Annotated in this window: 19 protein-coding genes and 1 tRNA gene; 14 read left to right on the forward strand and 6 right to left on the reverse strand. The window is 69.6% G+C overall.

The genetic code is table 11. The annotated features are described in order from the left end of the window. The first annotated feature begins 37 nt into the window (after positions 1 to 37). The 5 genes from CS1GBM4_RS07620 to CS1GBM4_RS07640 all read left to right on the forward strand — a co-directional run bounded on the left by CS1GBM4_RS07620 (position 38) and on the right by CS1GBM4_RS07640 (position 6,151). Positions 38 to 1,576 (forward strand): ABC transporter substrate-binding protein, encoded by a 1,539-nt coding sequence (locus tag CS1GBM4_RS07620; RefSeq protein ID WP_186418106.1) that lies wholly within the window; start codon positions 38 to 40, stop codon positions 1,574 to 1,576. A gap of 88 nt (positions 1,577 to 1,664) precedes the next feature. Beyond that, complete coding sequence (locus CS1GBM4_RS07625) at positions 1,665 to 2,609, forward strand: ABC transporter permease (RefSeq protein ID WP_186418107.1); 945 nt, start codon at positions 1,665 to 1,667, stop codon at positions 2,607 to 2,609. Then, positions 2,606 to 3,457: an ABC transporter permease gene (locus CS1GBM4_RS07630; RefSeq protein WP_186418108.1), complete on the forward strand. Its 852-nt coding sequence runs from the start codon at positions 2,606 to 2,608 to the stop codon at positions 3,455 to 3,457. The genes CS1GBM4_RS07625 and CS1GBM4_RS07630 overlap by 4 nt, the downstream gene beginning before the upstream one ends. 16 nt (positions 3,458 to 3,473) lie before the next feature. Further along, on the forward strand, positions 3,474 to 4,961 hold the full coding sequence (locus CS1GBM4_RS07635; RefSeq protein ID WP_186418109.1) for a M81 family metallopeptidase: 1,488 nt from the start codon (positions 3,474 to 3,476) through the stop codon (positions 4,959 to 4,961). An 11-nt stretch (positions 4,962 to 4,972) separates the two neighbouring features. Continuing rightward, a complete protein-coding gene (locus CS1GBM4_RS07640) occupies positions 4,973 to 6,151 on the forward strand; it encodes a mandelate racemase/muconate lactonizing enzyme family protein (protein ID WP_244607111.1) in 1,179 nt (392 codons plus the stop codon). Between the two features lie 101 nt (positions 6,152 to 6,252). Here the strand turns inward: CS1GBM4_RS07640 and CS1GBM4_RS07645 are convergent. The 3 genes from CS1GBM4_RS07645 to mnmA form a co-directional block, all read right to left on the reverse strand. Next, positions 6,253 to 6,329: transfer RNA gene (locus CS1GBM4_RS07645), tRNA-Met, on the reverse strand. Positions 6,330 to 6,420: 91 nt separating this feature from the next. Next, positions 6,421 to 7,050: a class I SAM-dependent methyltransferase gene (locus CS1GBM4_RS07650; protein ID WP_186418110.1), complete on the reverse strand. Its 630-nt coding sequence runs from the start codon at positions 7,048 to 7,050 to the stop codon at positions 6,421 to 6,423. Then, the gene (gene mnmA, locus CS1GBM4_RS07655; RefSeq protein ID WP_186418111.1) at positions 7,047 to 8,231 is read right to left on the reverse strand and encodes a tRNA 2-thiouridine(34) synthase MnmA; all 1,185 of its coding nucleotides are present in this window, start codon (positions 8,229 to 8,231) and stop codon (positions 7,047 to 7,049) included. Before mnmA ends, CS1GBM4_RS07650 begins: the two co-directional genes overlap by 4 nt. Before the next feature lie 250 nt (positions 8,232 to 8,481). Between mnmA and CS1GBM4_RS07660 the strand changes: the two genes are divergently transcribed. The 8 genes from CS1GBM4_RS07660 (at position 8,482) to CS1GBM4_RS07695 (ending at position 16,507) form a co-directional block, all read left to right on the forward strand. After that, positions 8,482 to 10,089 carry a flagellar hook-length control protein FliK gene (locus tag CS1GBM4_RS07660; protein WP_186418112.1) on the forward strand — a complete coding sequence of 536 codons (1,608 nt, stop codon included), beginning with the start codon at positions 8,482 to 8,484 and terminating at the stop codon, positions 10,087 to 10,089. A gap of 12 nt (positions 10,090 to 10,101) precedes the next feature. Further along, a complete protein-coding gene (locus CS1GBM4_RS07665; protein ID WP_186418113.1) occupies positions 10,102 to 10,779 on the forward strand; it encodes a flagellar hook capping FlgD N-terminal domain-containing protein in 678 nt (225 codons plus the stop codon). Between the two features lie 111 nt (positions 10,780 to 10,890). Further along, complete coding sequence (locus CS1GBM4_RS07670) at positions 10,891 to 11,166, forward strand: DUF1153 domain-containing protein (RefSeq protein WP_057191455.1); 276 nt, start codon at positions 10,891 to 10,893, stop codon at positions 11,164 to 11,166. A 199-nt stretch (positions 11,167 to 11,365) separates the two neighbouring features. Next, complete coding sequence (fliF, locus tag CS1GBM4_RS07675) at positions 11,366 to 13,054, forward strand: flagellar basal-body MS-ring/collar protein FliF (RefSeq protein WP_186418114.1); 1,689 nt, start codon at positions 11,366 to 11,368, stop codon at positions 13,052 to 13,054. 109 nt (positions 13,055 to 13,163) lie between these two features. Then, the gene (gene fliG / locus CS1GBM4_RS07680; RefSeq protein ID WP_244607127.1) at positions 13,164 to 14,153 is read left to right on the forward strand and encodes a flagellar motor switch protein FliG; all 990 of its coding nucleotides are present in this window, start codon (positions 13,164 to 13,166) and stop codon (positions 14,151 to 14,153) included. Position 14,154: 1 nt separating this feature from the next. Further along, complete coding sequence (locus CS1GBM4_RS07685) at positions 14,155 to 14,739, forward strand: FliH/SctL family protein (protein ID WP_186418116.1); 585 nt, start codon at positions 14,155 to 14,157, stop codon at positions 14,737 to 14,739. Between the two features lie 5 nt (positions 14,740 to 14,744). Beyond that, positions 14,745 to 15,098, forward strand: a complete 354-nt coding sequence (gene fliN / locus CS1GBM4_RS07690; RefSeq protein WP_186418117.1) for a flagellar motor switch protein FliN — start codon at positions 14,745 to 14,747, stop codon at positions 15,096 to 15,098. Positions 15,099 to 15,142: 44 nt separating this feature from the next. Next, complete coding sequence (locus CS1GBM4_RS07695) at positions 15,143 to 16,507, forward strand: sigma-54 dependent transcriptional regulator (protein WP_186418118.1); 1,365 nt, start codon at positions 15,143 to 15,145, stop codon at positions 16,505 to 16,507. Between the two features lie 66 nt (positions 16,508 to 16,573). Here CS1GBM4_RS07695 and CS1GBM4_RS07700 read toward each other — a convergent pair whose 3' ends face one another. From CS1GBM4_RS07700 to CS1GBM4_RS07710, 3 genes are all read right to left on the reverse strand, one after another. Beyond that, positions 16,574 to 16,891, reverse strand: coding sequence for a hypothetical protein (locus tag CS1GBM4_RS07700; protein ID WP_186418119.1), 318 nt, complete (start codon positions 16,889 to 16,891; stop codon positions 16,574 to 16,576). Between the two features lie 193 nt (positions 16,892 to 17,084). Continuing rightward, positions 17,085 to 18,515, reverse strand: coding sequence for an MFS transporter (locus CS1GBM4_RS07705; protein ID WP_186418120.1), 1,431 nt, complete (start codon positions 18,513 to 18,515; stop codon positions 17,085 to 17,087). A gap of 83 nt (positions 18,516 to 18,598) precedes the next feature. After that, on the reverse strand, positions 18,599 to 18,943 hold the full coding sequence (locus CS1GBM4_RS07710) for a hypothetical protein (RefSeq protein ID WP_186418121.1): 345 nt from the start codon (positions 18,941 to 18,943) through the stop codon (positions 18,599 to 18,601). Positions 18,944 to 19,170: 227 nt separating this feature from the next. Here CS1GBM4_RS07710 and flhA point away from each other — a divergent pair, with 227 nt between their 5' ends. Then, positions 19,171 to 21,294 carry a flagellar biosynthesis protein FlhA gene (flhA, locus tag CS1GBM4_RS07715; protein ID WP_186418122.1) on the forward strand — a complete coding sequence of 708 codons (2,124 nt, stop codon included), beginning with the start codon at positions 19,171 to 19,173 and terminating at the stop codon, positions 21,292 to 21,294. The last annotated feature ends 6 nt before the right edge of the window (positions 21,295 to 21,300 follow it).

Raw genomic sequence — 21,300 nt, forward strand, 5'->3', positions numbered from 1 at the left:
ACTTCGTGCCTGACCATCATCCGGAGGGGAGAAGACCATGGCAAAGCACATCATTCTCGGCGCGGCGATCGCGGCGGCGACAGCCCTGGGAGGGGTTCAGGGAGCGGTGGCGCAGCGCAAGGGCGGCGAGGTCGTCATCGGCATCAGCCAGGCGCCGCCCTCGCTCGATGCGCAGATCACCTCGGCGCAGGCCGCGCGCAACATCACCCTGCATGTCTTCGAGACGCTCTACGCCCGGGACGAGAACGCCAAGCCGGTGCCGGAGCTGGCCGAGGGCGTCAGCGTCTCCCCCGACGGCAAGACCTATGTCTTCCCGCTCCGCAGGGACGTGACCTTCCACAACGGCAAGAAGCTCGATGCCGGCGACGTCGTCGCCTCGCTCGAGCGCTATCGCAAGATCGGCGCGTCGCCCGCACTCGTCGCCGCGATCGAGACGGTCAAGGCGAGCGGCGAGCACGAGGTCACGGTCACGCTGAAACAGGCCCAGTCGACCTTCCTCGACAACCTGTCGTCGCCGCGCGCGCCGATCGCGATCTATCCGGCGAGCGAGGCCGCCAAGGAGGCCGGCAAGATCGAGATCGTCGGCACCGGCCCCTACAGGTTCGTCGAGTACAAGCCGGACAGCCATGTGAAGCTGAGCCGCTACGACGGCTACGCGCCCAATCCGAAGGGCACCGGCCGCGACGGCTTCGCCGGGAAGAAGGAAGCCTTCCTCGACGGCGTGACCTTCCGCTTCATGCCGGAGGGCGGCGCGCGCACAGCGGCGCTCGAGGCCGGGCAGATCCAGTTCAACGAGACCGTCGACGGGCCGACGGCGAAGCGGCTCGCCACCGATGCGCGCTTCACCATCCACAAGGTGATGCCGTTCGGCCTGCAGGTGATCAAGTTCAACCAGGCGCAGCCGCCCGCCGACGACGTCAACTTCCGCCTCGCCGTGCAGGCGGCGCTGGACATGGAGGAGATCATGGCGATCTCCTATGCCGACATCTACCAGCTCGATCCGAGCTGGCTCTATCCCGGCGCGGCCTTCCATTCGACCGCCGGCGGCGACAAGTACAACAAGGCGGATCTGAAGCTCGCCAGGGAGCTGCTCGGCAAATCCTCCTACAAGGGCGGCAAGGTCACCTTCATCGTCGACAATCTGCGCGCCAATGTCGACACCGCGACGGTGGTGCAGCAGAAGCTCAAGGAGATCGGCATCGCGGTCGAGATCGCGGTGTCCGACTGGCCGACCGTGTCCAAGATCGGCTTCACCCCGGCGAACTGGACCTTCTGGACGCATGGTTTCGGCATCGAGCCCTATGAGGGGCCGGGCTCGGTGATGGCGCCCTGGGTGAACGGCCTGTCGCAGCAGGCGAAGGACCCGGAGATCGACCGCATCGCCGCCGCCTTCAACGCCGAGCTCGACGAGGGCAAGCGCAAGGCGCTCTACGACGCCTTCCAGAAGCACATGTACGACGCGGCCGTGGCGATGAAGGCCGGCAATTACGGGGTCTTCCAGGCCTCGACCGCCAAGCTCAAGAACTTCAAGCCCTATCGCATCCCCCGGATGTGGGGCGTCTGGCTCGAACCGTGAGCGCGGCCGGCTGACCCTCGCCTGCGGGTTGCTCCTGCAGGCTGCGCCGGCAGGCACGCCACCGTCATTTCGATCCTCGAGGAGCTGCATGGGAAGCTTCCTGATCCGCCGGCTCGCGGGCGCCGTTCTCGTGCTCGCGCTGGTGTCGCTGATGTCCTTCGCGCTGATCTGGCTCGTGCCGGGCGACCCGGCGGCGGCGTTCCTCGACGCCTCGGCGACGCCGGAGCAGGTCGCCACGCTGCGGCGTGCGCTCGGGCTCGACCTGTCGCTGCCGCAGCAGATGCTGGGCTGGTACGGGCGGATCCTCAGCGGCGATCTCGGCCAGTCGATCCTGCTCAACCGTTCGGTGAGCGCCGCGCTGATCGAGCGCCTGCCGGTGACACTGGCGCTGGCGGCGCTGGCGCTCGTCTTCGCGGTGCTCGTCGGCGTCGCCGCCGGCCTGGTCGCCGCCGTCAACCATAATCGCTGGCCCGACCAGGCGGTGATGACCGCCGCGCTGCTCGGCCTGTCGGTGCCGGATTTCTGGCTCGGCCTGGTGATGGTCCTGGTCTTCGCGGTCTCGCTCGGCTGGCTGCCGAGCGGCGGCTTCACCGCCTTCGGCCAGTCGCCGGCCGAGTGGCTGCGTGGCATGATCCTGCCGGCGCTGACGCTCGGGCTGGTCCAGGTCGGCTTCATCGCCCGGATGGCGCGCGCCTCGATGCTCGACACGCTCGGGCAGGACTATGTCCGGACTGCCGACGCCAAGGGGCTGGGGAAGCTGCGCGTCGTGCTGCGCCATGCGCTGCCCAACGCGCTGATCCCGATCCTGACCGTGATCGGCATCGTCTCCGGCGCCCTGCTCGGCGGGGCCGTCATCGTCGAGCAGGTCTTCTCGATCCCCGGGATCGGCCGGCTGATCGTCGGCGCCATCGCCGCGCGCGATTTCCCGGTGCTGCAGGGCGGGCTGCTGTTCCTCGCGGTCGTCTATCTCTCGATCAACCTTGTCGTCGACATTCTTTACGCCGTCGTCGACCCGCGCGTGAGGCTGGCATGAGCGCCGGCGCGCCGCTCGTCGGCCGCGCCGCGCTGCGGCGCCTGCTGCGCAACCGCTCCTTCGTGATCGGAGCCGCGCTGGTGCTCGCCATGGTGCTGGTCGCGCTCGCGGCCGACCTTTTGTCACCCTTCGATCCGCTGCGCAGCAATGTCCGGGCCCGGCTGGTGGCGCCGGATGCCGTCCACTGGTTCGGCACGGACCATTTCGGCCGCGACATCCTCTCGCGGGTGATGATCGGCGCGCGCATCTCGCTCGCGATCGGCGCCTTCACCGTCGTGCTCGCCGGCATCGCCGGAACGCTGTGCGGTGCGGTCGGCGGCTTCTTCCCGCGTCTCGACCAGCCGATCATGCGGATCATGGACGCGCTGATGGCGTTCCCCTCGATCGTGCTCGCCATGGTGGTCTCGGCGGTGCTCGGCGCCTCGCTCACCAATGTCGTGATCGCGCTCGCCATCGCGACGACGCCGCACACCGCCCGGATCGTGCGCGCCTCGGTGCTGCTCGAGCGGGAGCAGGACTATGTCGCCGCCGCGCGCTCGATCGGCGCCGGCGAACTGACCATCCTGTTCAGGCATGTGCTGCGCAACGTGGCCGGGCCGCTGATCGTGCGGCTGACCTATGTCTTCGCCATCGCGGTGCTGGCCGAGGCGGCCCTGTCCTTCGTCGGCGCCGGGCCGCCGCCGCCGGCCGCCTCCTTCGGCTCGATCATCGCACAGGGCCGCGATTTCATGCGCGAGGCGCCGTGGATCACGGTGTTCCCTGGCCTCGCGATCATCGTCTGCGTGCTCGGCCTCAACCTGCTCGGCGACGGCCTGCGCGACGTGCTCGACCCCCGCCTCAAGTTCTGACCCGCCGGAGCCCGCCATGAAGCGCATCCTGATCGCCGACTGCAAGCAGGAGATCTCGTCCTTCAACCCGCTGCCCTCGCAATACGAGGACTTCCTGATCCGCCATGGCGAGGGGCTCTACGAGCAGCGCGGCAGGAACCAGGAGCTCGGCGGCGCGCTCGCGGTCTTCGAGGCCCGGCCCGGGGTCGAGATCGTGCCGACGATCTGCGCGCGCGCCGGCAGCGCCGGGCTGCTGTCCGCAGAGGGCTGGAAAAGGCTGTCGGAGGAGGTGCTGGCGGCGATCTTCGCCGGGCTCGACGGCGTCGACGGCATCTATGTCTCGCTGCACGGCGCGATGGGCGCCGATGGCGAGCTCGACCCGGAAGGCCATCTGCTGGAGAAGCTGCGCCAGCGCGTCGGCCCGGACATGCCGATCGTGATCTCGCTCGACCTGCACGGCATCCTGACCGACCGGATGCTGCGGCAGGTCGACGGCTTTTCCATCTACCGGACCTATCCGCATGTCGATTTCGCCGATACCGGGCGGCGCGCCGCCGAATTGCTGCTGAAGCTGATGGAGGGCGGCGTGAATCCGGTCGCCGCCCGCGTCGTCATTCCCGCTTTGGTCCGCGGCGACGAGCTCATCACCAAGACCGGCTGCTATGGCGACCTGCTCGCCGAATGCCGCCGGCTGGAGGAGGAGGGCAGCGTGCTCGCGGCCGGGATCATGATCGGCAACCCGTTCACCGACGTGCCGGAGCTGTGCTCGCAGGTGCTGATCCTGACCGACGCGGACCGCGCCACCGCGGAGCGGGAGGCGACGCGGCTGGCGCAGGAGTTCTGGCCGCTGCGCTTCCGCATGCAGGGCAAGCTCGTGCCGCTGGAGCGGGCCATCGCGCAGGCGCGCAGCATCGACGGGCCGGTGATCTTCACCGACGCCGCCGACGCGACCTCCTCGGGCGCGTCCGGCGACAGCAATGCGATCCTCGCCGGGCTGCGCCGGGCCGGTTACGGCAAGCGCGTGCTGGCCCAGATCGTCGATGCGCCGGCCGCGGCGGCGGCGCATGCGGCCGGCGTCGGCGCGACCCTCTCGCTGACGCTCGGCGGCTCGATCGATCCCGCCCGCTTCCCGCCGATGCCGGTGCGCGCGACGGTCAGGCTGCTCTCGGACGGAGAGGCCTCTCTGGAGACGATGAAGGCGCCGCTCCGCGCCGGGCCGACCGCGGTGCTGACTTACGACAACGTCACCATCGTGGTGATGAGCCGCTCGGTCAGCCTGTTCGACCGGGCGATGTACTACGCCAACGGGCTCGATCCGGAGGATTTCGACCTGATCGTCGTGAAGTCCCCGCACACCGAGTTCCACATGTACGACCAGTGGTGCGCCCGCAACTTCAACGTCGACGCGCCCGGAGCGACCTCGGCGAACCTGAAGAGCCTCGGACACCGCATCTGCGCCCGCCCCGTCTATCCGCTCGACGAGACCGTCGCCTTCGCGCCGCGCGCGTCGATCTACGAACTGTGAGGACAAAGCCCGTGCCGAGGATCGAGGCCGTCGACTTCTTCTATCTCGCCATGCCCGTCGTCACCGAGGAGGCGGATGGCAGCCAGGACGCGCTGCTGGTGCGGGTCGCCGCCGGCGGCCTCGTCGGCTGGGGCGAATGCGAGGCGGCGCCGCTGCCCTCGATCGCCGCCTTCATCTGCCCGATGTCGCACGGCGTCTGCCGGCCCGTCGCCGATTCCGTGCTCGGCCAGACGTTGGATGGTCCGGAGGACATCGCCCGCATCGCGGCGGCGGTGGCCTACAACTCGATGGACCTGCTGCAGGCGCCGCATACCTTCTCCGGCGTCGAGATGGCCCTGTGGGACATTCTCGGCAAATTGCGCTCCGAGCCGGTCTGGCGCCTGCTCGGCTATCGCCGGAGCCATGCCAAGACGCCCTACGCCTCCGTGCTGTTCGGCGACACGCCGCAGGAGACGCTGGAACGCGCCCGCGATGCCCGGCAGCGCAATTTCCGCGCCGCCAAATTCGGCTGGGGCCCGATCGGCCGCGGCAGCGTCGAGGCCGATGCCGAGCATTTCGTCGCGGCGCGCGAAGGGCTGGGGCCGGACGGCATCCTGCTGGTCGATACCGGCCAGATCTTCATCGAGGATGTCGAGCGCGCCGCCGCGCGGCTGCCGGCGATGGAGAAGGCCAATGTCCGCTGGTTCGAGGAGCCCTTCCACGCCAGCGCCCTCGAAGCCTATGGCGCGCTCGCCCGGCGCAGCGCCACGGTGCGCCTCGCCGGCGGCGAGGGCGCCCACAACGAATCGATGGCGCGGCACCTGATCGACTATGGCGGCATCGGCTATGTCCAGATCGATTGCGGCCGGATCGGTGGCATCGGCCCGTCGAAGGCGGTGGCGGATTATGCGGTGGCGAAGGGCGTGACCTTCGTCAACCACACCTTCACCTCGCATCTTGCCCTGTCGGCGTCGCTGCAGCCCTATGCCGGCCTCGCCGATCACGAGATCTGCGAATACCCGGCGATGCCCAAGCCGCTGGCGACGGCGATCGCGGCCAACCAGCTGGCGCGCGACGCGCACGGGCAGGTCGCGGCCCCGGACGCGCCCGGGCTCGGCATCGCGGTCGCGACGGAAGCCCTGCGCGACTATCTTCAGGAGGTCGAGATCTCCGTCCGGGGCAAGCGGCTCTACAGCACGCCCCGGCTCTGAGCGGGCCGCCGGAACGCAGCCCGACATCTCAGTCCCGGGAGAGCTGACCAGCCTGATCGGAGGAGACCACTTCCCGACAGCGAAAATGTCGGGGGGTAGAGTGGTAGCGGGAGAGGGACTCGAACCCCCGACACGCGGATTATGATTCCGCTGCTCTAACCAGCTGAGCTACCCCGCCCCGATGGCGACGCGCCTGAAGGAGGCGGTCAATCGCGACGGCGCGGATATAGGGGGCGGCGGGTGTCGGCGTCAAGCCTCGATGGCGCGGTTCAGCGCAGCTTCCTCAGCCTGACCACCTTGAAATAGCCCTGGCCGACATGGACGGTCTCGTAGCGGCCGGTGGCGGCGGCCCAGCCGGTCAGGCGCGAGACCTTGAAGTCGCTGCTCCAGCCGATCGCCCGCGCCAGCGGCGCGACCAGCTTCCAGAACGGCGCGGCGAGGCCGCCATCGCCGACGAGGCGGCTGGAGATGACGATCTCGCCGCCCGGGCGCAGCACCCGGTCCATCTCGGCGAGCGCCTGCTCGGGATCGGGGACGAGCGTGATCACGAACTGGGCCGTCACCGCGTCGAAGGCGTTGTCGGCGAAGCCGAGCCGGCAGGCGTCCATCACCATCAGCCCGCGGACATGGGCGAGGCCCTGGCTCTCGACCTTGGCTTTCGCGACGCGCAGCATGTCGAGCGAGAGGTCGGCGCCGACGACCTGCCGGTCGCGCTCGAAATAGGGCAGGGTCAGCCCGGTGCCGACGCCGATCTCGAGGATGTCGCGGCCGCTGGCGCAGGCCGCCGCCACCGCCTCGCGCTGGGCGCGGGCGAGCAGGCCCTGATAGATCCGGTCGTAGAATTTCGCCCAGACCGCGTAGACGCGCTTCTGCGCGTCGAGACCATTCGTCGTCGTCATGAGGTGGCGTAGGCAGGCTCGGGCTTCGGCGCCGGCCGCGAGGCCTGGTTCGCCATGATGACGCCGCCGCCGAGCACGCGCGCGTCGGCGCCGGCATGGTCGTAGATCACGCAGGCCTGGCCCGGCGAGACGCCTTCCTCGCCCTGCGCCAGCAGGACATGGACGCCTGTCGCGTCGGCGAGGAGCCGCGCCTCGCGCGGGGCGCGGGTCGAGCGGACGCGGACCGCGACCTCGATCCCCTCCGGCGGCAGGTCCGCGAGGGCGACGTCGCCGATCCAGTTGAGGTCGCGCAGGTCGACGCGGCCGACGCTCAGCGCCTCGCGCGGGCCGACCAGCACGCGGGCGTTCTCGGCGTCGAGCGCGACGACGTAGAGCGGCTCCGCGGCGCTGATGCCGAGACCCTTGCGCTGGCCGACGGTGTAGCGCAGCACGCCCTCGTGCCGGCCGAGCACGCGGCCGTCGAGATGGACGATGGCGCCGGGCCGGGCGGCGCCGGGCTTCAGCCGCTCGATCATCTCGGCATAGCGGCCGTTCGGCACGAAGCAGATGTCCTGGCTGTCGGGCTTGTCGGCGATGGCGAGGCCGAACTCGGCGGCGAGGGCGCGGGTCTGCGCCTTGTCGAGGCCGCCGAGCGGGAAGCGCAGCAGGTCGAGCTGCTCCTGGGTGGTGGCGTAGAGGAAATAACTCTGGTCGCGGCTGGCGTCGGCGGCGCGGAACAGGCCGCGATGGCCGTTGCCGAGCTCGCGGCTCACGACATAGTGGCCGGTGGCGAGCGCGTCGGCCCCGAGCTCGCGGGCGAGGCCGAGCAGGTCGCGGAACTTCACCGTGCGATTGCATTCGACGCAGGGGATCGGCGTCTCGCCGGCGAGGTAGCTCTGCGCGAAGCGCTCGATCACGGCGTCGCGGAAGCGGCTCTCATAGTCCAGCACGTAATGCGGGATGCCGATCGCCTCGGCGACGCGGCGGGCGTCGTGGATGTCCTGGCCGGCACAGCAGGCGCCGGCGCGATGCACCGCCGCGCCATGGTCGTAGAGCTGCAGGGTGACGCCGACGACATCGTAGCCCTGGCGCTTTAGCAGGGCGGCGACCACCGAGGAGTCGACACCGCCCGACATGGCCGCGACGACGCGCGTCGCCGCGGGCGGCTTGGCGATGTCGAGCGAGTTGAGCGAGGTGGTCATCGGGGTTCCGGGACAAAGGGTCGGGGGCGGGGCACCCGAGATTTGGGCGCTCTATAGCGGTTTTGACAGGTGCGGGCCAGCATCCGGCCGGCAATTCCTGCCGGGTCGGCCGGCGGGAGCGCGCGCTTCCTGCCGGGTGGGTTCCAGGGCGATCCGTTATAACCCTTTGATATTGAAGATATCTGCCGTTGGCTCGGCTCTTGCTGGTTCGGGGCGTCGCATCGTCACGGTTCTGTTCCGGAGAGTATCCATGTCCGCCGCGCCGGTCTCGCGTTCGTCCGCGTTGCCCGAGGTCAGCTTCCCCAGCCGCCGCGCTTCCGAGGCGGGCCGGTCGGAGCCGGCGTTCAGCTTGCCGCCGGAGCCCTCCGAGCGGCCGCGCCCGCGGCTCGACGAGGAGCGGAGCGGGCAGGAGCGGACACGGCCCGACGACGCCCCCCGTACCGGCGCCGCGGCCGAGACCAGGCCGCCATCGCGAGCCGAGGATGCCGGCAAGGATGCGAAGCCGGCGGAAGCCGCAGGACGATCCGGCACGGCGAAGGTCAGCCCCGAAGCAGAGCCGGCCACGGCCGGGGAAGCCGCCACGGCCGATGGCGGCAAGAGCGCGGCTGCGGCCGGCGCAGGCTCGGTCCAGGGCAAGAGGGTCGAGGAACGCAAGGCGGTTCTGGCCACCGCCCTCGACGGGGCGCCGGTGATCGGCAAGGAGATGCCGGAGGAGCAGGCCGCCGCAGGGGCGGCGATGCAACCCCCGGCGGTGCCGCCCGTCAGCGCCGAATTTCTCGCACTCGCGGCTGCCATGGCCCAGGCAGGCGAGCCGCCGAAGCCGGAGGGCGTGGCCGCTGCACCGGACAAGGGCGCCGAGGCGGCCGGCGAGACGGGCGCCACGACGCAATCCACGGGCAGCGCGGTCGCGGTGCCGGTTCCGCCCGGTCTGCCGGCCAGGGCCGACGGCCAGGCAAGCGCGGGCGGCGAGGCGGCGGCGGCCGACATCAAGGCCGGGCTGGCGCCGCAGCTGCCGGCGGCCGGGGCCGATGGCAAATCGGGCGATGCCAAATCCGGCGACGCTCCGCAGGGCGACACGAAGACGGTGGAAGCGACGCCGGGCGACGCGCCAGCCGCCGGCCAGGCCGACGGCGAGGCGGGCAAGGCCCTGCCGACGGCGCAGAGCGGCGATGCGAAGGCGGCGGGCGAGGTCAAGCCCGCCGACTCCGCCGCCGCCGTCGCCCAGACCACGCAGGCAGCACCGGCCGAAACCGCCGGCGGGCAACAGGGCGCCGCGCCGCTGAGCCCGCAGGCCATTCTCGCCGCCGGGCCGCAGAGCCTGACCAAGCCGCAGCCGCCGCTGACCGAGCTCGACGCCGCCGCTCAGGCGACGGCGCATGCGCAGGCGGAAGCCGCCGCCAGGACGGCCTCGGCCGAGGCAGGCCGGCCGACGCCGCTGCATGTCGTCCCGGTCGAGATCGGCGCGCGCGCTCTGGCCGGCAACAAGCGCTTCGACATCAGGCTCGATCCGGCCGAGCTCGGGCGGATCGACGTCAGATTGGAGATTTCCGACAAGGGCGACGTCAGCGCCAAGCTGACGGTCGACCGGGTCGAGACGCTGCAGATGCTGCAGCGCGACGCCCGTACGCTCGAGCGCGCCTTCGAGCAGGCCGGCCTGAAGCCGAGCGAGGGCGGCATCGACATGAGCCTGCGCGATTCCGCCGACCAGTCGGGCTCGCGCCAGCAGCAGCGCCAGGACGACGAGACGCCGCGCGGCCGCCGCGCCTGGGTCCAGACCTCCGAGGACAGCGCGCTCGTCGGCGAGGTCGCGTCGCGGCCACGCGGCAGCCGCCTCGGCGGCGTCGATCTCAGCATCTGAAGGAGGGACGCGATGGCCGTCTCCAACACCAGCACCTGGAGCGCGTCGCAGATCGCTGCGGCGCAGAACAACACCGCGACCGGCAGCAACACGACGATCGCCAATAATTTCGACCAGTTCCTGACCCTGCTGACGACGCAGCTCAAGAACCAGAACCCGCTCGATCCGCTCGACACCAACCAGTTCACCCAGCAGCTGGTGCAGTTCGCCGGCGTCGAGCAGCAGCTCAAGCAAAACGAGACGCTGACCGCGCTGCTCGGCGTCAGCAAGGCGACGACGGGCGCCAGCGCGATCGGCTTCGTCGGACAGACCGTCACAGCCGACGGGGCGGCCACCCAGCTCAAGGACGGCAAGGCGGAGTGGAAGCTCAACGCCTCCAAGGGCGGCACCGGCACGATCACCATCAAGGATGCGGGCGGCAAGGTCGTCTACACCGGCACCAAGACGCTCGTGGCCGGCGACCAGACCTATACCTGGGACGGCAAGACCTCGACCGGCTCGGTCGCATCCGAGGGCGAGTACACGATCACCGTCGACGGCACCGACGTTTCCGGGGCGGCGATCACGGTCAAGACCGAGATCACCGGCAAGGTCGACGGCATCGACTTCTCGACCCAGGTCCCGACGCTTCTGATCGGGGCGATCAAGGTTTCGCTCGACAAGGTCAAATCAGTGAAGAGCACGTCCTGACGGTGGAGCCATGGACCATGCCGAAAGCCTGCGCGGTTGCTTTAGGCAAAATTTAAGTCCGTCGGGGCTAGGCTCCCGGGCAGTAGGTCTGTTGAGTTGTGTGAGAGTACCATGACCGAGCCGCTGCGACCGCGCGTCAAATATGTGATCGGGCCCGATGGCAGCCCCCTGACCATCGCCGACCTGCCGCCGATGAACACCCGCCGCTGGGTGATCCGGCGCAAGGCCGAAGTCGTCGCCGCGGTACGCGGTGGCCTGCTCAGCCTGGAGGAGGCCTGCCAGCGCTATACGCTGACCGTCGACGAGTTCCTCAGCTGGCAGTCCTCGATCGACCAGCACGGCCTCGCCGGCCTGCGCACCACCCGCATCCAGCATTATCGCCAGTAAGGCTTTCCGGGATCAGCGGAAAATTCAGGGGCGTCGGCCGAAGGGCCGGCGCCTTTCTGCTTTTTCCGGCGAGGCGTTCCATCCGACTGTGCCGTTTCCGAACCGCCGTTAACCCGGTGCTAACCATGCACCGGGAAAAACTTGCCTAGTGGTGCGTCTGCGCGTTGGTCTCGCAGGCACCGGGGGACGGAAGAACGGCGTGAACGGGCTAGTCGATCAGTTCCGGAGATTCGGCGCGGCACGGCTGGCGGCGATGCTGGCGGTGACGCTGGCGCTGATCGGTTTCTTCGCCTTCGTCATGCTGCGCATGTCGCAGCCGGCGATGGGCGTGCTCTTCGCCGACCTGTCGAGCCAGGACGTCGGCGCCATCGTCAAGGATCTCGATGCCCGCGGCGTGAAATACGAGCTGCGCGGCGACGGCCAGACCATCCTGGCGCCGCGCGCCGACGTGCCGCGGCTGCGGCTGGAGCTCGCCGGCAAGGGCATCCCGACCGGCGGCGGCGTCGGCTACGAGATCTTCGACAAGGGCGACGCCTTCTCCTCCACCAGCTTCGTCCAGAACATCAACCATCTGCGCGCCCTGGAAGGCGAGCTCTCGCGCACCATCCGCTCGATCGGCCGCGTCCAGGCGGCACGCGTCCATCTCGTCATCCCCGAGCGGCGCCTGTTCGAGCGCGACCGCGAGCCGCCGCGCGCCTCGATCGCGCTCAAGCTCGCCGGCGATCTCGACAACGCCCAGGTGCGGGCGATCCGCCACCTGGTTTCCTCCGCCGTCGACGGGCTGAAGCCCGAGCGGGTCTCGATCGTCGACGAGCGCGGCCGGCTGCTGGCCGATGGCGCCCAGGGCGAGCAGGGGCTCGTCGGCGTCGCCCTCGACGAGCGCCAGGGCGCGATCGAGCGGCGGATGAAGGGGCAGATCGAAGACATCGTCGCCAGCATCGTCGGGCCCGGACGGGCGCGCGTGCAGGTCTCGGCGACGCTCGACACGAACCGGATCGAGAGCCGGTCCGAGACCTACGATCCGGAGAGCAAGGTCATCCGCTCGAGCCAGAACCGGACCGAAGCCGCAGCGACCAGCGAGCAGCGCGAGGGCGTCACCGTCGGCAACGAGCTGCCGGGGGCGCAGCAGAACCAGGGGCAGCAGCAGGCCGCGCAGCGCGATTCCAGCTCGAAGAACGAGGAGGTCGTCAACTACGAGATCTCGCGCACCACCCGGACTGAGGTCCAGGAGGGCGGGCGCATCCGCAAGCTCTCGGTCGCGGTGCTGGTCGACGGCGTCTACAGCCGGCAGGGCAACGAGACCAGCTATCAGCCGCGCCCGCAGGAGGAGCTGGAGCGGATCGGGCAGCTGGTGCGGACCGCGATCGGCTTCGACCGCCAGCGCGGCGACCAGGTCGAGGTCGTCAATCTGCGCTTCGCGGAAGCGCCGCCGGCGCAGACCGATCTCGTCGAGCAGAGCCTGATGCAGCAGCTGCTCTCCTTCTCGCGGGAGGACCTGGTGCGCTTCGCGGAGATCGGCGTGATCGCGCTGCTCATCCTGATCGTGCTGATGGTCGTCGTGCGCCCGCTGCTCAAGCAGGTGCTGGCGCCCGACCAGGAGGTCCGCGCGCTCCCGACCTTCATGCGCAACGGGGCGCTGGTCGTCGACCAGGGCAACGGCGATCCGTCGGCGTTTCCCTCCGTCTCCGGCGGCGCGGCCGTCGGGCCCGGCGGGGAGCCGGGCCAGATCGAGGTCGAGGCGCCGTCGGAGCGGATGCTCGCGATCGCGCAGATCAAGGGCCAGCTCAAGGCCCAGTCGGTCGAGAAGATCGGCGCCATGGTCGCCCAGAACCCGGCGGATTCGGTCGCGGTGCTGCGCGGCTGGATCCATGAGAAGTCGGCGGCGTGAGGGGGCCTGAACCATGGCCATGACACGCTCCATCGCAACGCGCAGCGGCTCCGCCAGCTCCGACAACGACTCCGGCAGCTATAGCGAGGGCCCGGTCACGATCGAGAGCATGACCGGGCCGCAGCGCGCCGCCGTGATCCTGCTCGTGCTCGGCGAGGAGCATGGCCGCCTGATCTGGGAGGAGTTCGACGACGAGGAGATCCGCATCATCACGCGGGCGATGGCGGAGCTCGGCACGGTCGATTCCGACCAGGTCGAGAAGCTGATGCTGGATTTCGTCGGCAGGCTCTCCAGCGCCGGCGCGATCACCGGCTCGTTCGATCGCACCATCTCGCTGCTCGAGAAGATCCTCCCGAGCGACCAGGTCGCGCTGATCATGGAGGAGATCCGCGGCCCGGCCGGGCGCAACATGTGGCAGAAGCTCGGCAATATCGATGCGGTCGTGCTCGCGAACTTCCTCAAGAACGAATACCCGCAGACCATCGCGGTGATCCTGTCGCGCATCCGGGCGGAGCATGCCGCCAACGTGCTGCGCAACCTGCCGAACGAGCTCTCGATCGAGGTGGTCAGCCGGATGCTGCGCATGGAATCGGTGCAGAAGGAGGCGCTCGACCACATCGAGAACACGCTGCGCACGGAATTCGTCTCGACCCTGACGCAGACGCGGCGGCGTGACCCGCACGAGATGATGGCCGAGATCTTCAACGGCTTCGACCGCCAGACCGAGATGCGCTTCCTCGCCGCGCTCGACGCCACCAACCAGGAATCGGCCGAGCGCATCCGCGCGCTGATGTTCACCTTCGAGGACCTCGGCAAGCTCGATTCCGCCGGGCTGCAGACGCTGATGCGCCAGGTCGACAAGGACATGCTGGCCCGCGCCCTCAAGGGCGCCAACGAGGAGATGCGCACGTTCTTCCTCGGGGCGATGTCGCAGCGCGCCGCCAAGAACCTGCAGGACGACATGCAGGGGCTGGGTCCTCTCCGGCTCAAGGAGGTCGACGAGGCACAGATGAAGATGGTGACCCTGGCCAAGGACCTCGCCGAGAAGGGCGAGATCGTCATCGCCAAGGGCAATTCCGAAGACGAGCTGGTGTACTGACATGGCTGCGGCGAAGAAATTCATGTTCGACACCGATTTCCGCGGCAACGGCCGCAAGGCGGTCGACGAGGCGGCGCTCGCCAGCGCCCGCGCCGAAGGCTTCCACAGCGGGCTCGACCAGGGGCGGCGGGACGCCGACCAGCAGCTCTCCGCCGTGCTGGCGCAGCTGGTGCGCCATGGCGAGCGCCTGCTGTCGCAGCAGGACGAGCGGCTGGCGCAGATCGAGGCGCAGGCGGCGCAACTCGCGGTCGCGACGGCGCGCAGCCTCGCCGGGGCGGCCCTGGCCGACAAGCCGCTGGCGCAACTGCTCGCCGCCGCGCGCGAATGCCTCGCCCATGCCAGGCATGCGCCGCATCTGGCGATCCGGGTGCATGAGAGCCTGGTCGAGACCGTCGAGGGCAAGCTCGCGGTGCTGGCGCGCGAGGCCGGCTTCGCCGGCCGCATCGTCGTGCTCGGCGAGCCAGACATCGCCGTCGGCGACGGGCGACTGGAATGGGCCGATGGCGGCATCGCGATCGAACGCGCAGAGCTCGACGAGGCGGTCGGCAAGGCGGTCGAGGCCGTCTTCGGCCCGACAGCGAGGTAACACAGATGGCGAACGAGAACGACCTCAACCTGCCGCCGCTCAACCCGGCCGATCTCTCCTTCGACAATGCCGGGGCCGAATCGGTGGCGCGCTCCGGGCCGGTCCCGGTGAAGACGGCGGAGGACCTCGAGCAGGTCTTCGACGTGCCGGTCACGGTGTCGGCGGTGCTCGGCTCGTCGCGGATCGCGGTCGGCGATCTGCTGCGCGTCACGCCCGGCACCGTGCTGGAGCTCGACCGGCGCGTCGGCGAGGCGATCGACATCTTCGTCAACGAGCGCCTGGTGGCGCGCGGCGAGGTCGTGGTGGTCGAGGAGCGCCTCGGCGTCACCATGACCGAAATCATCAAGACCGACCGGTGAGCAGCCGGCCGGAACGAATGCAGCTGTCAGGGAAGGCCTGAGCCATGCGCCTCATCATCGTCGGCAGCCTGAAGGGCCAGCTCATCACCGCGGCCAAGATCGCGGTGGCGCAGGGCGCCGCCGTCACCCATGCCGAAACCGTCGAGCAGGCGTTGGCGGTGCTGCGCGCCAAGGGCGGCGACCTCCTGATGGTCGATGTCGAGCAGCCGATCGGCAAGCTCGTCGCCGCGCTCGAGAGCGAGCGCATCCGCACCCCGCTCGTGGCCTGCGGCACCTCGACCGACGCCCGGGCCGCCGTCGCCGCGATCCAGGCCGGAGCGCGCGAATACGTGCCGCTGCCGCCCGATCCGGAGCTGATCGCCGCCGTGCTCGCCGCCGTCGCCGGCGACAAGGCGAGCCTGATCTGGCGCGATCCGGCCATGGAGCGCGTGGTCCAGCTCGCCAACCAGATCGCGCGCTCCGACGCGCCCGTGCTGGTCACCGGCGAGAGCGGCACCGGCAAGGAGATGATCGCGCAGCACCTGCATCAGAAATCGCTGCGCAAGGACAAGCCGTTCGTCGCGGTGAACTGCGCCGCGATTCCCGAGAACCTGCTCGAGTCCGAGCTGTTCGGCCATGAGAAGGGCGCCTTCACCGGCGCGGTGGCCCGGCGCATCGGCAAGTTCGAGGAGGCCAGCGGCGGGACGCTGCTGCTCGACGAGATCTCCGAGATGGACGTGCGCCTGCAGGCGAAGCTCCTGCGTGCGCTGCAGGAGCGGATGATCGATCGGGTCGGCGGCACGCAGCCGGTCAAGGTGGATCTGCGCATCATCGCGACCTCGAACCGCAACCTCGCCGATGCCGTCCGCGAAGGCTCCTTCCGCGAGGACCTGTTCTACCGGCTCAACGTCGTGCATCTGCGCCTGCCGGCGCTGCGCGAGCGGCCGGGCGACATCCTGGCGCTGGCCGACCATTTCGCCAGGAAATATGCCGAGCTGAACGGCTTGCCGCTGCGGCCGATCGCGCCCGAGGCGCGCAAGCTCCTCCTCGCCAACGCCTGGCGCGGCAATGTCCGCGAGCTCGAGAACACGGTGCACCGCGCCGTGCTGCTGGCCCAGGGCGTCGAGATCGGCACCGAAGCCATGCTGACGCCCGAGGGCGAGACGCTGGGGCCGGCGAGCGGGCGCGATGTCGCGGCGCGGGCGGCGCAGACGGCCGAGGCCGTGACGCGCGGCCTGGTCGGGCGCACGGTCGCCGATGTCGAGCGCGATCTCATCCTCGACACGCTCGACCATTGTCTCGGCAACCGCACCCATGCCGCCAAGATCCTCGGCATCTCGATCCGGACCTTGCGCAACAAGCTCAGCGAATATGTCGCGGCGGGCGTCCCGGTCGCCGAGCCGGGGCAGGCGCGCACCAATACGCTCTGACGACCAGCGTCAGAGCCGCGGGACGACGAACGGGCCGGAGCGATGGCCCCGGCCCGTTTACGGCACTCAGTAATAGTAGCGGCGGCGATAATAGTAGCGTCGCGGCCGATAATAATAGCGTGGGCGATAGTAGTAGCGCCGGCGATAATAGCGCGGCCGGGCATAATAGCGCGGCCGGCGATAGTAATAGTACTGGCTGAAATCGGTGTCGGCCTTGTCGAGGCCGTCCTTGATCTCCTCAGGCAGATCCTGCGGCAGGTCTTCCGGCTTCTTGGCCGGCAGCGGCGCCGGCCTGGGCTGCGCCGCTTCCGAAGCGGCGACGCCGCCGATACTGGCCGCGGCGAGGCCTCCGAAGAGCGCCATCACGAATGAACGTCGATCCATGTCATGCCTCCAGTTGGTTCGGTCCCGACGCCGCGTCCCGCGGGCCGGATCATAGTCCCTTTCTCGCCGCCGATCACGTCCGCGGTTCGTCGGGGCCGACGGCGCGTGGGTCCGGCCGTAGGTTCCTTGCAGCGGTCAGGCGCGGAATCGCCGCCGGCCGCCGAGCTCCGGACCGGCGGTTCGTCCCGCCCCGTCATACCGCGCCCAGGGGTTTGCTGACCTCCTCGAGCGGGCGCCGCTCGGCCTTCACCGCGAACCCCCAGGCGATCGCCCCGGCCGCGATCATCAGCACCGCGCCGAAGAGATAGCCGCCGAGCACGCTGAGGCGCGAGCCGGTGTCGATCAGGATGCCGAACAGCCAGGGACCGGCCACGCCGCCGAGCCCGGTGCCGAGCGAGTAGAACACCGCGATCGCCAGAGCCCTGATCTCGAGCGGATAGGTTTCGCTCACGGTCAGATAGGCGGAGCTCGCCGCGGCCGAGGCGAAGAAGAAGACGATGCTCCAGCAGATGGTCAGCTGGCTGGCCGTCACCATCTCACGCGCGAAGAGGAAGCCGGTCCCCGCGAGCAGGACGCCGGAGATGATGTAGGTCGCGGCGATCATGGGGCGGCGGCCGAGCGTGTCGAAGAGGCGGCCGATCAGGACCGGGCCGAGGAAGTTGCCGACCGCGAAGGGCAGGATGAACCAGCCGATCAGGTTCGAGGGTATGCCGTAGAAATCGGTGAGGATCAGGGCATAGGTGAAGAAGATCGCATTGTAGAAGAAGGCCTGCGAGGCCATCAGCGCCAGCGCGACCAGCGTGCGCGGCCGGTGCGTGACGAAGAGCGTGCGGGCGACCTCCCACAGCGGCGTGTGCGGGCGCGGGCGCAGCGCGAGGGTCGGCAGCGTCGCCGCCGGCTGCGGCGGGGAGAAGGATTCGATATGGTCGACGACGGCCTCGGCCTCGCGGATGCGGCCATGGCTCATCAGCCAGCGCGGACTCTCCGGAATCCACTGCCGCAGGATCATGATGATCAGGCCGAGCACGGCGCCGACGAAGAAGGCGAGGCGCCAGCCGATATCCGGAGCCACCAGGGCGGGATCGAGCAGGACGATGGCGGCGACGCCGCCCATCGCGGCGCCGACCCAGAAGGAGCCGTTGATGACGAGGTCGGTCCAGCCGCGCACGCGGGCCGGCACGAGCTCCTGGATGGTCGAATTGATCGCGGTGTATTCGCCGCCGATGCCCATGCCCGTCAGGAAGCGGAAGAGCAGGAAGCTCCACAGGTTCCAGGAGAAGGCGGTGGCCGCGGTCGCGCTCAGATAGACCAGGACGGTGATGGTGAAGAGCTTCTTGCGGCCCAGCCGGTCGGTGAGCCAGCCGAAGAACACCGCGCCGAAGACGGCCCCGGCGAGATAGGCGGCGCCGGCGATCCCGACATCGGTGTTGCTGAAGCGCAGGGTCGGGCTTTCCTTGAGCGCTCCCGAAACGGCGCCGGCGAGCGTGACCTCGAGCCCGTCGAGGATCCAGGTGATGCCGAGCGCGACTACGACGAGCGTGTGGAAGCGCGACCATGGCAGCCGGTCGAGCCTGGCCGGAATGTCGGTGACGATCTCGCCAGTGCTCCGGCGTGCCTCGTTCACGAGCGTTTCCCTTCGACAGACGGTCTTGGCGCCGCTTCAAAGGCGACGGGCGGCCGGAAGCCGCCCGTCAATCGGTTGTCCTCTCAGCGATAGATCACGCGCCGGCGCACGACGGTACGGTGCGGACGGCGCACGACGGTGGTGCGGCGCACCACGACCGGGCGTCTGTACGGGGCAGGCCTGCGCACGACGGTGGTGCGGCGCACGACGACGGGACGGCGGTAGACCGGCCGGCGGACCACGGTGGTGCGCCGGACCACGGTCTGGCTGTATTCGGCATCGGTCTTGTCGAGCCCGGCCTTCAGCGCCGGGGCAAGCTCTTCCGCCGCCGCGGGCGCTGCCGTCGCCGCCCGGGCGGCACCCAGGCCGCCGACGCCGGCGGCGGCAAGGCCGCCGAAGAGGCTCAGCATGAACGAACGTCTATCCAAGGCATCCTCCAGGAGATTTCGGCCCCACGGCCGAGATCGTCGACCCCCGCGCGAGTTGGCTGGCCGAATGCGGCCAGAACGCGGCCATTCGATAACAGCCCGTTCAGGGAAAGGTTCCAGACGGGATTTTTTGAGGCGTCTTAACCACTCGTTCACCATGCGCTCGGCAAGAATTGCCGGGTACGGCTCGCGCCCGGCGACGGGCGACGCGTGGGAGCGGCGACTTCATGAGCGATGTGACGGCGGGCAGCGGCGGCGGCATGGCGATGCCGACGCGCGGCCAGATGGGCGCGCTGCTCAACCGGCCGGACCTGTTCCTCGCCATCGGCGTGATGGGCATCCTCGTGGTGCTGATCTTCCCGCTGCCGGCGGTCCTGCTCGACCTCCTGCTGGCGCTCTCGATCATCCTGTCGGTGCTGGTCCTGATGACGGCGCTGTTCATCGAGGAGCCGCTGGAGTTCTCCGCCTTCCCGACCGTGCTCCTGATCGTGACGATGCTGCGGCTGGCGCTGAACCTCGCCTCGACGCGGCTCATCCTGTCGCATGGCCATGAGGGCAGCGCCGCCGCCGGCCACGTCATCGAGGCCTTCGGCAACTTCGTGATGGGCGGCAATTTCGTGATCGGGGTGATCGTCTTCGCCATCCTGATCATCGTCAACTTCGTCGTCATCACCAAGGGTTCGGGCCGCATCGCCGAGGTCGCGGCGCGCTTCGCCCTCGACGCCCTGCCGGGCAAGCAGATGGCGATCGACGCCGACCTCTCGGCCGGGCTCATCGACCAGGAGCAGGCCAAGCAGCGGCGCAAGGCGCTCGAGGACGAAGCCAATTTCTTCGGCTCGATGGACGGCGCCTCGAAATTCGTGCGCGGCGACGCGATCGCGGGGCTGCTGATCACCTTCATCAACGTGATCGGCGGCATCATCATCGGCGTGGCGCAGCAGGGCATGGGCTTCGGCGCCGCGGCGCAGAGCTATACGACGCTGACCGTCGGCGACGGCCTGGTCAGCCAGATCCCGGCGCTGATCGTCTCGACCGCAGCAGGCCTGCTGGTCTCGAAATCGGGCGTGCGCGGCGCCGCCGACAAGGCGCTCGGCAAGCAGCTCTCGGGCTATCCGAAGGCGCTCGGCATGTCGGCCGCGGTGATGGCGCTGATCGCGGTCCTGCCCGGCATCCCGATGCTGCCCTTCCTGGCGCTCGCCGCCGGCTCGGCCTGGCTGGCACGGCATTTCGGCAGGCTCGCCAAGGCCCGGGACGCGGAGGCGGCCGTGCAGGCGCAGGCGGCCTCGCCGCTGGCGCCCGACGGCACGCCGAAGGAAGAGACGCTCAACGACCTGCTCAAGCTCGACGAGCTCAAGATCGAGATCGGCTACGGGCTGCTGCCGCTGGTCAACGCGCCGGGGGGCGCCGACCGGCTGACCGACCAGGTCAGGGCGCTCCGGCGCCAGCTCGCCGCCGAACTCGGCTTCGTCATGCCGGCGGTGCGCATCGTCGACAACGTCCAGCTCGAGGCCAACCACTACTTCATCAAGATCAAGGAGATCGATGCCGGCCACGGCATGGTCTATCCCGGCCAGTACATGGCGATGGACCCGATGGGCGGCAGCGTGACGCTGCCCGGCCACAACGTGCTGGAGCCGACCTTCGGCCTGCCGGCGACCTGGATCGACGGCGCGCTGCAGGACGAGGCGCAATTGCGCGGCTACACCGTCGTGGACGCGGCGACGGTGATCTCGACCCATCTCACCGAGGTGCTGAAATCGCACATGCCGGAGCTGCTCTCGCATGGCGAGGTGCAGAAGCTGCTGCGCGAATTGCCCAAGGACCATGCCGACCTGGTCAAGGAGATCGTGCCGCAGCAGATCTCGACCACCGGCATCCAGCGCGTGCTGCAATTGCTGCTCTCCGAGCGGATCTCGATCCGCGACCTCGGCACCATCGTCGAGGGCATCGCCGAGGTCGCCGGCGCCCTCAAGAATCCGCGCGACATCGCCGAGCATGTCCGCGTCAGGCTCGCCCGCCAGATCTGCGCGCAGTTCTCGAACCAGCACGGGCAATTGCCGATCATCACGCTGTCGCCGGCCTGGGAGAGCGTCTTCGCCGAATCGATCGTCGGCCAGGGCGAGGATCGCCATCTCGCCATGCAGCCCTCGCGCCTGCAGGACTTCGTCCATGTCGTGCGCGAGAAGTTCGAGGAGGCGGCCCGGCTCGGCGAGATGCCGGCGCTGGTCACCTCGGGCATGGCGCGGCCCTTCGTGCGCCAGATCATCGAGCGCTTCCGCCGCGAGACGCCGGTGCTCTCGCAGAGCGAGATCCACCCGCGGGCGAAGCTGAGGACCGTGGGGAGCGTTTGACGGAGA

Source organism: Allobosea sp. CS1GBMeth4, assembly GCF_900185715.1.
Classification (GTDB): domain Bacteria; phylum Pseudomonadota; class Alphaproteobacteria; order Rhizobiales; family Beijerinckiaceae; genus Allobosea.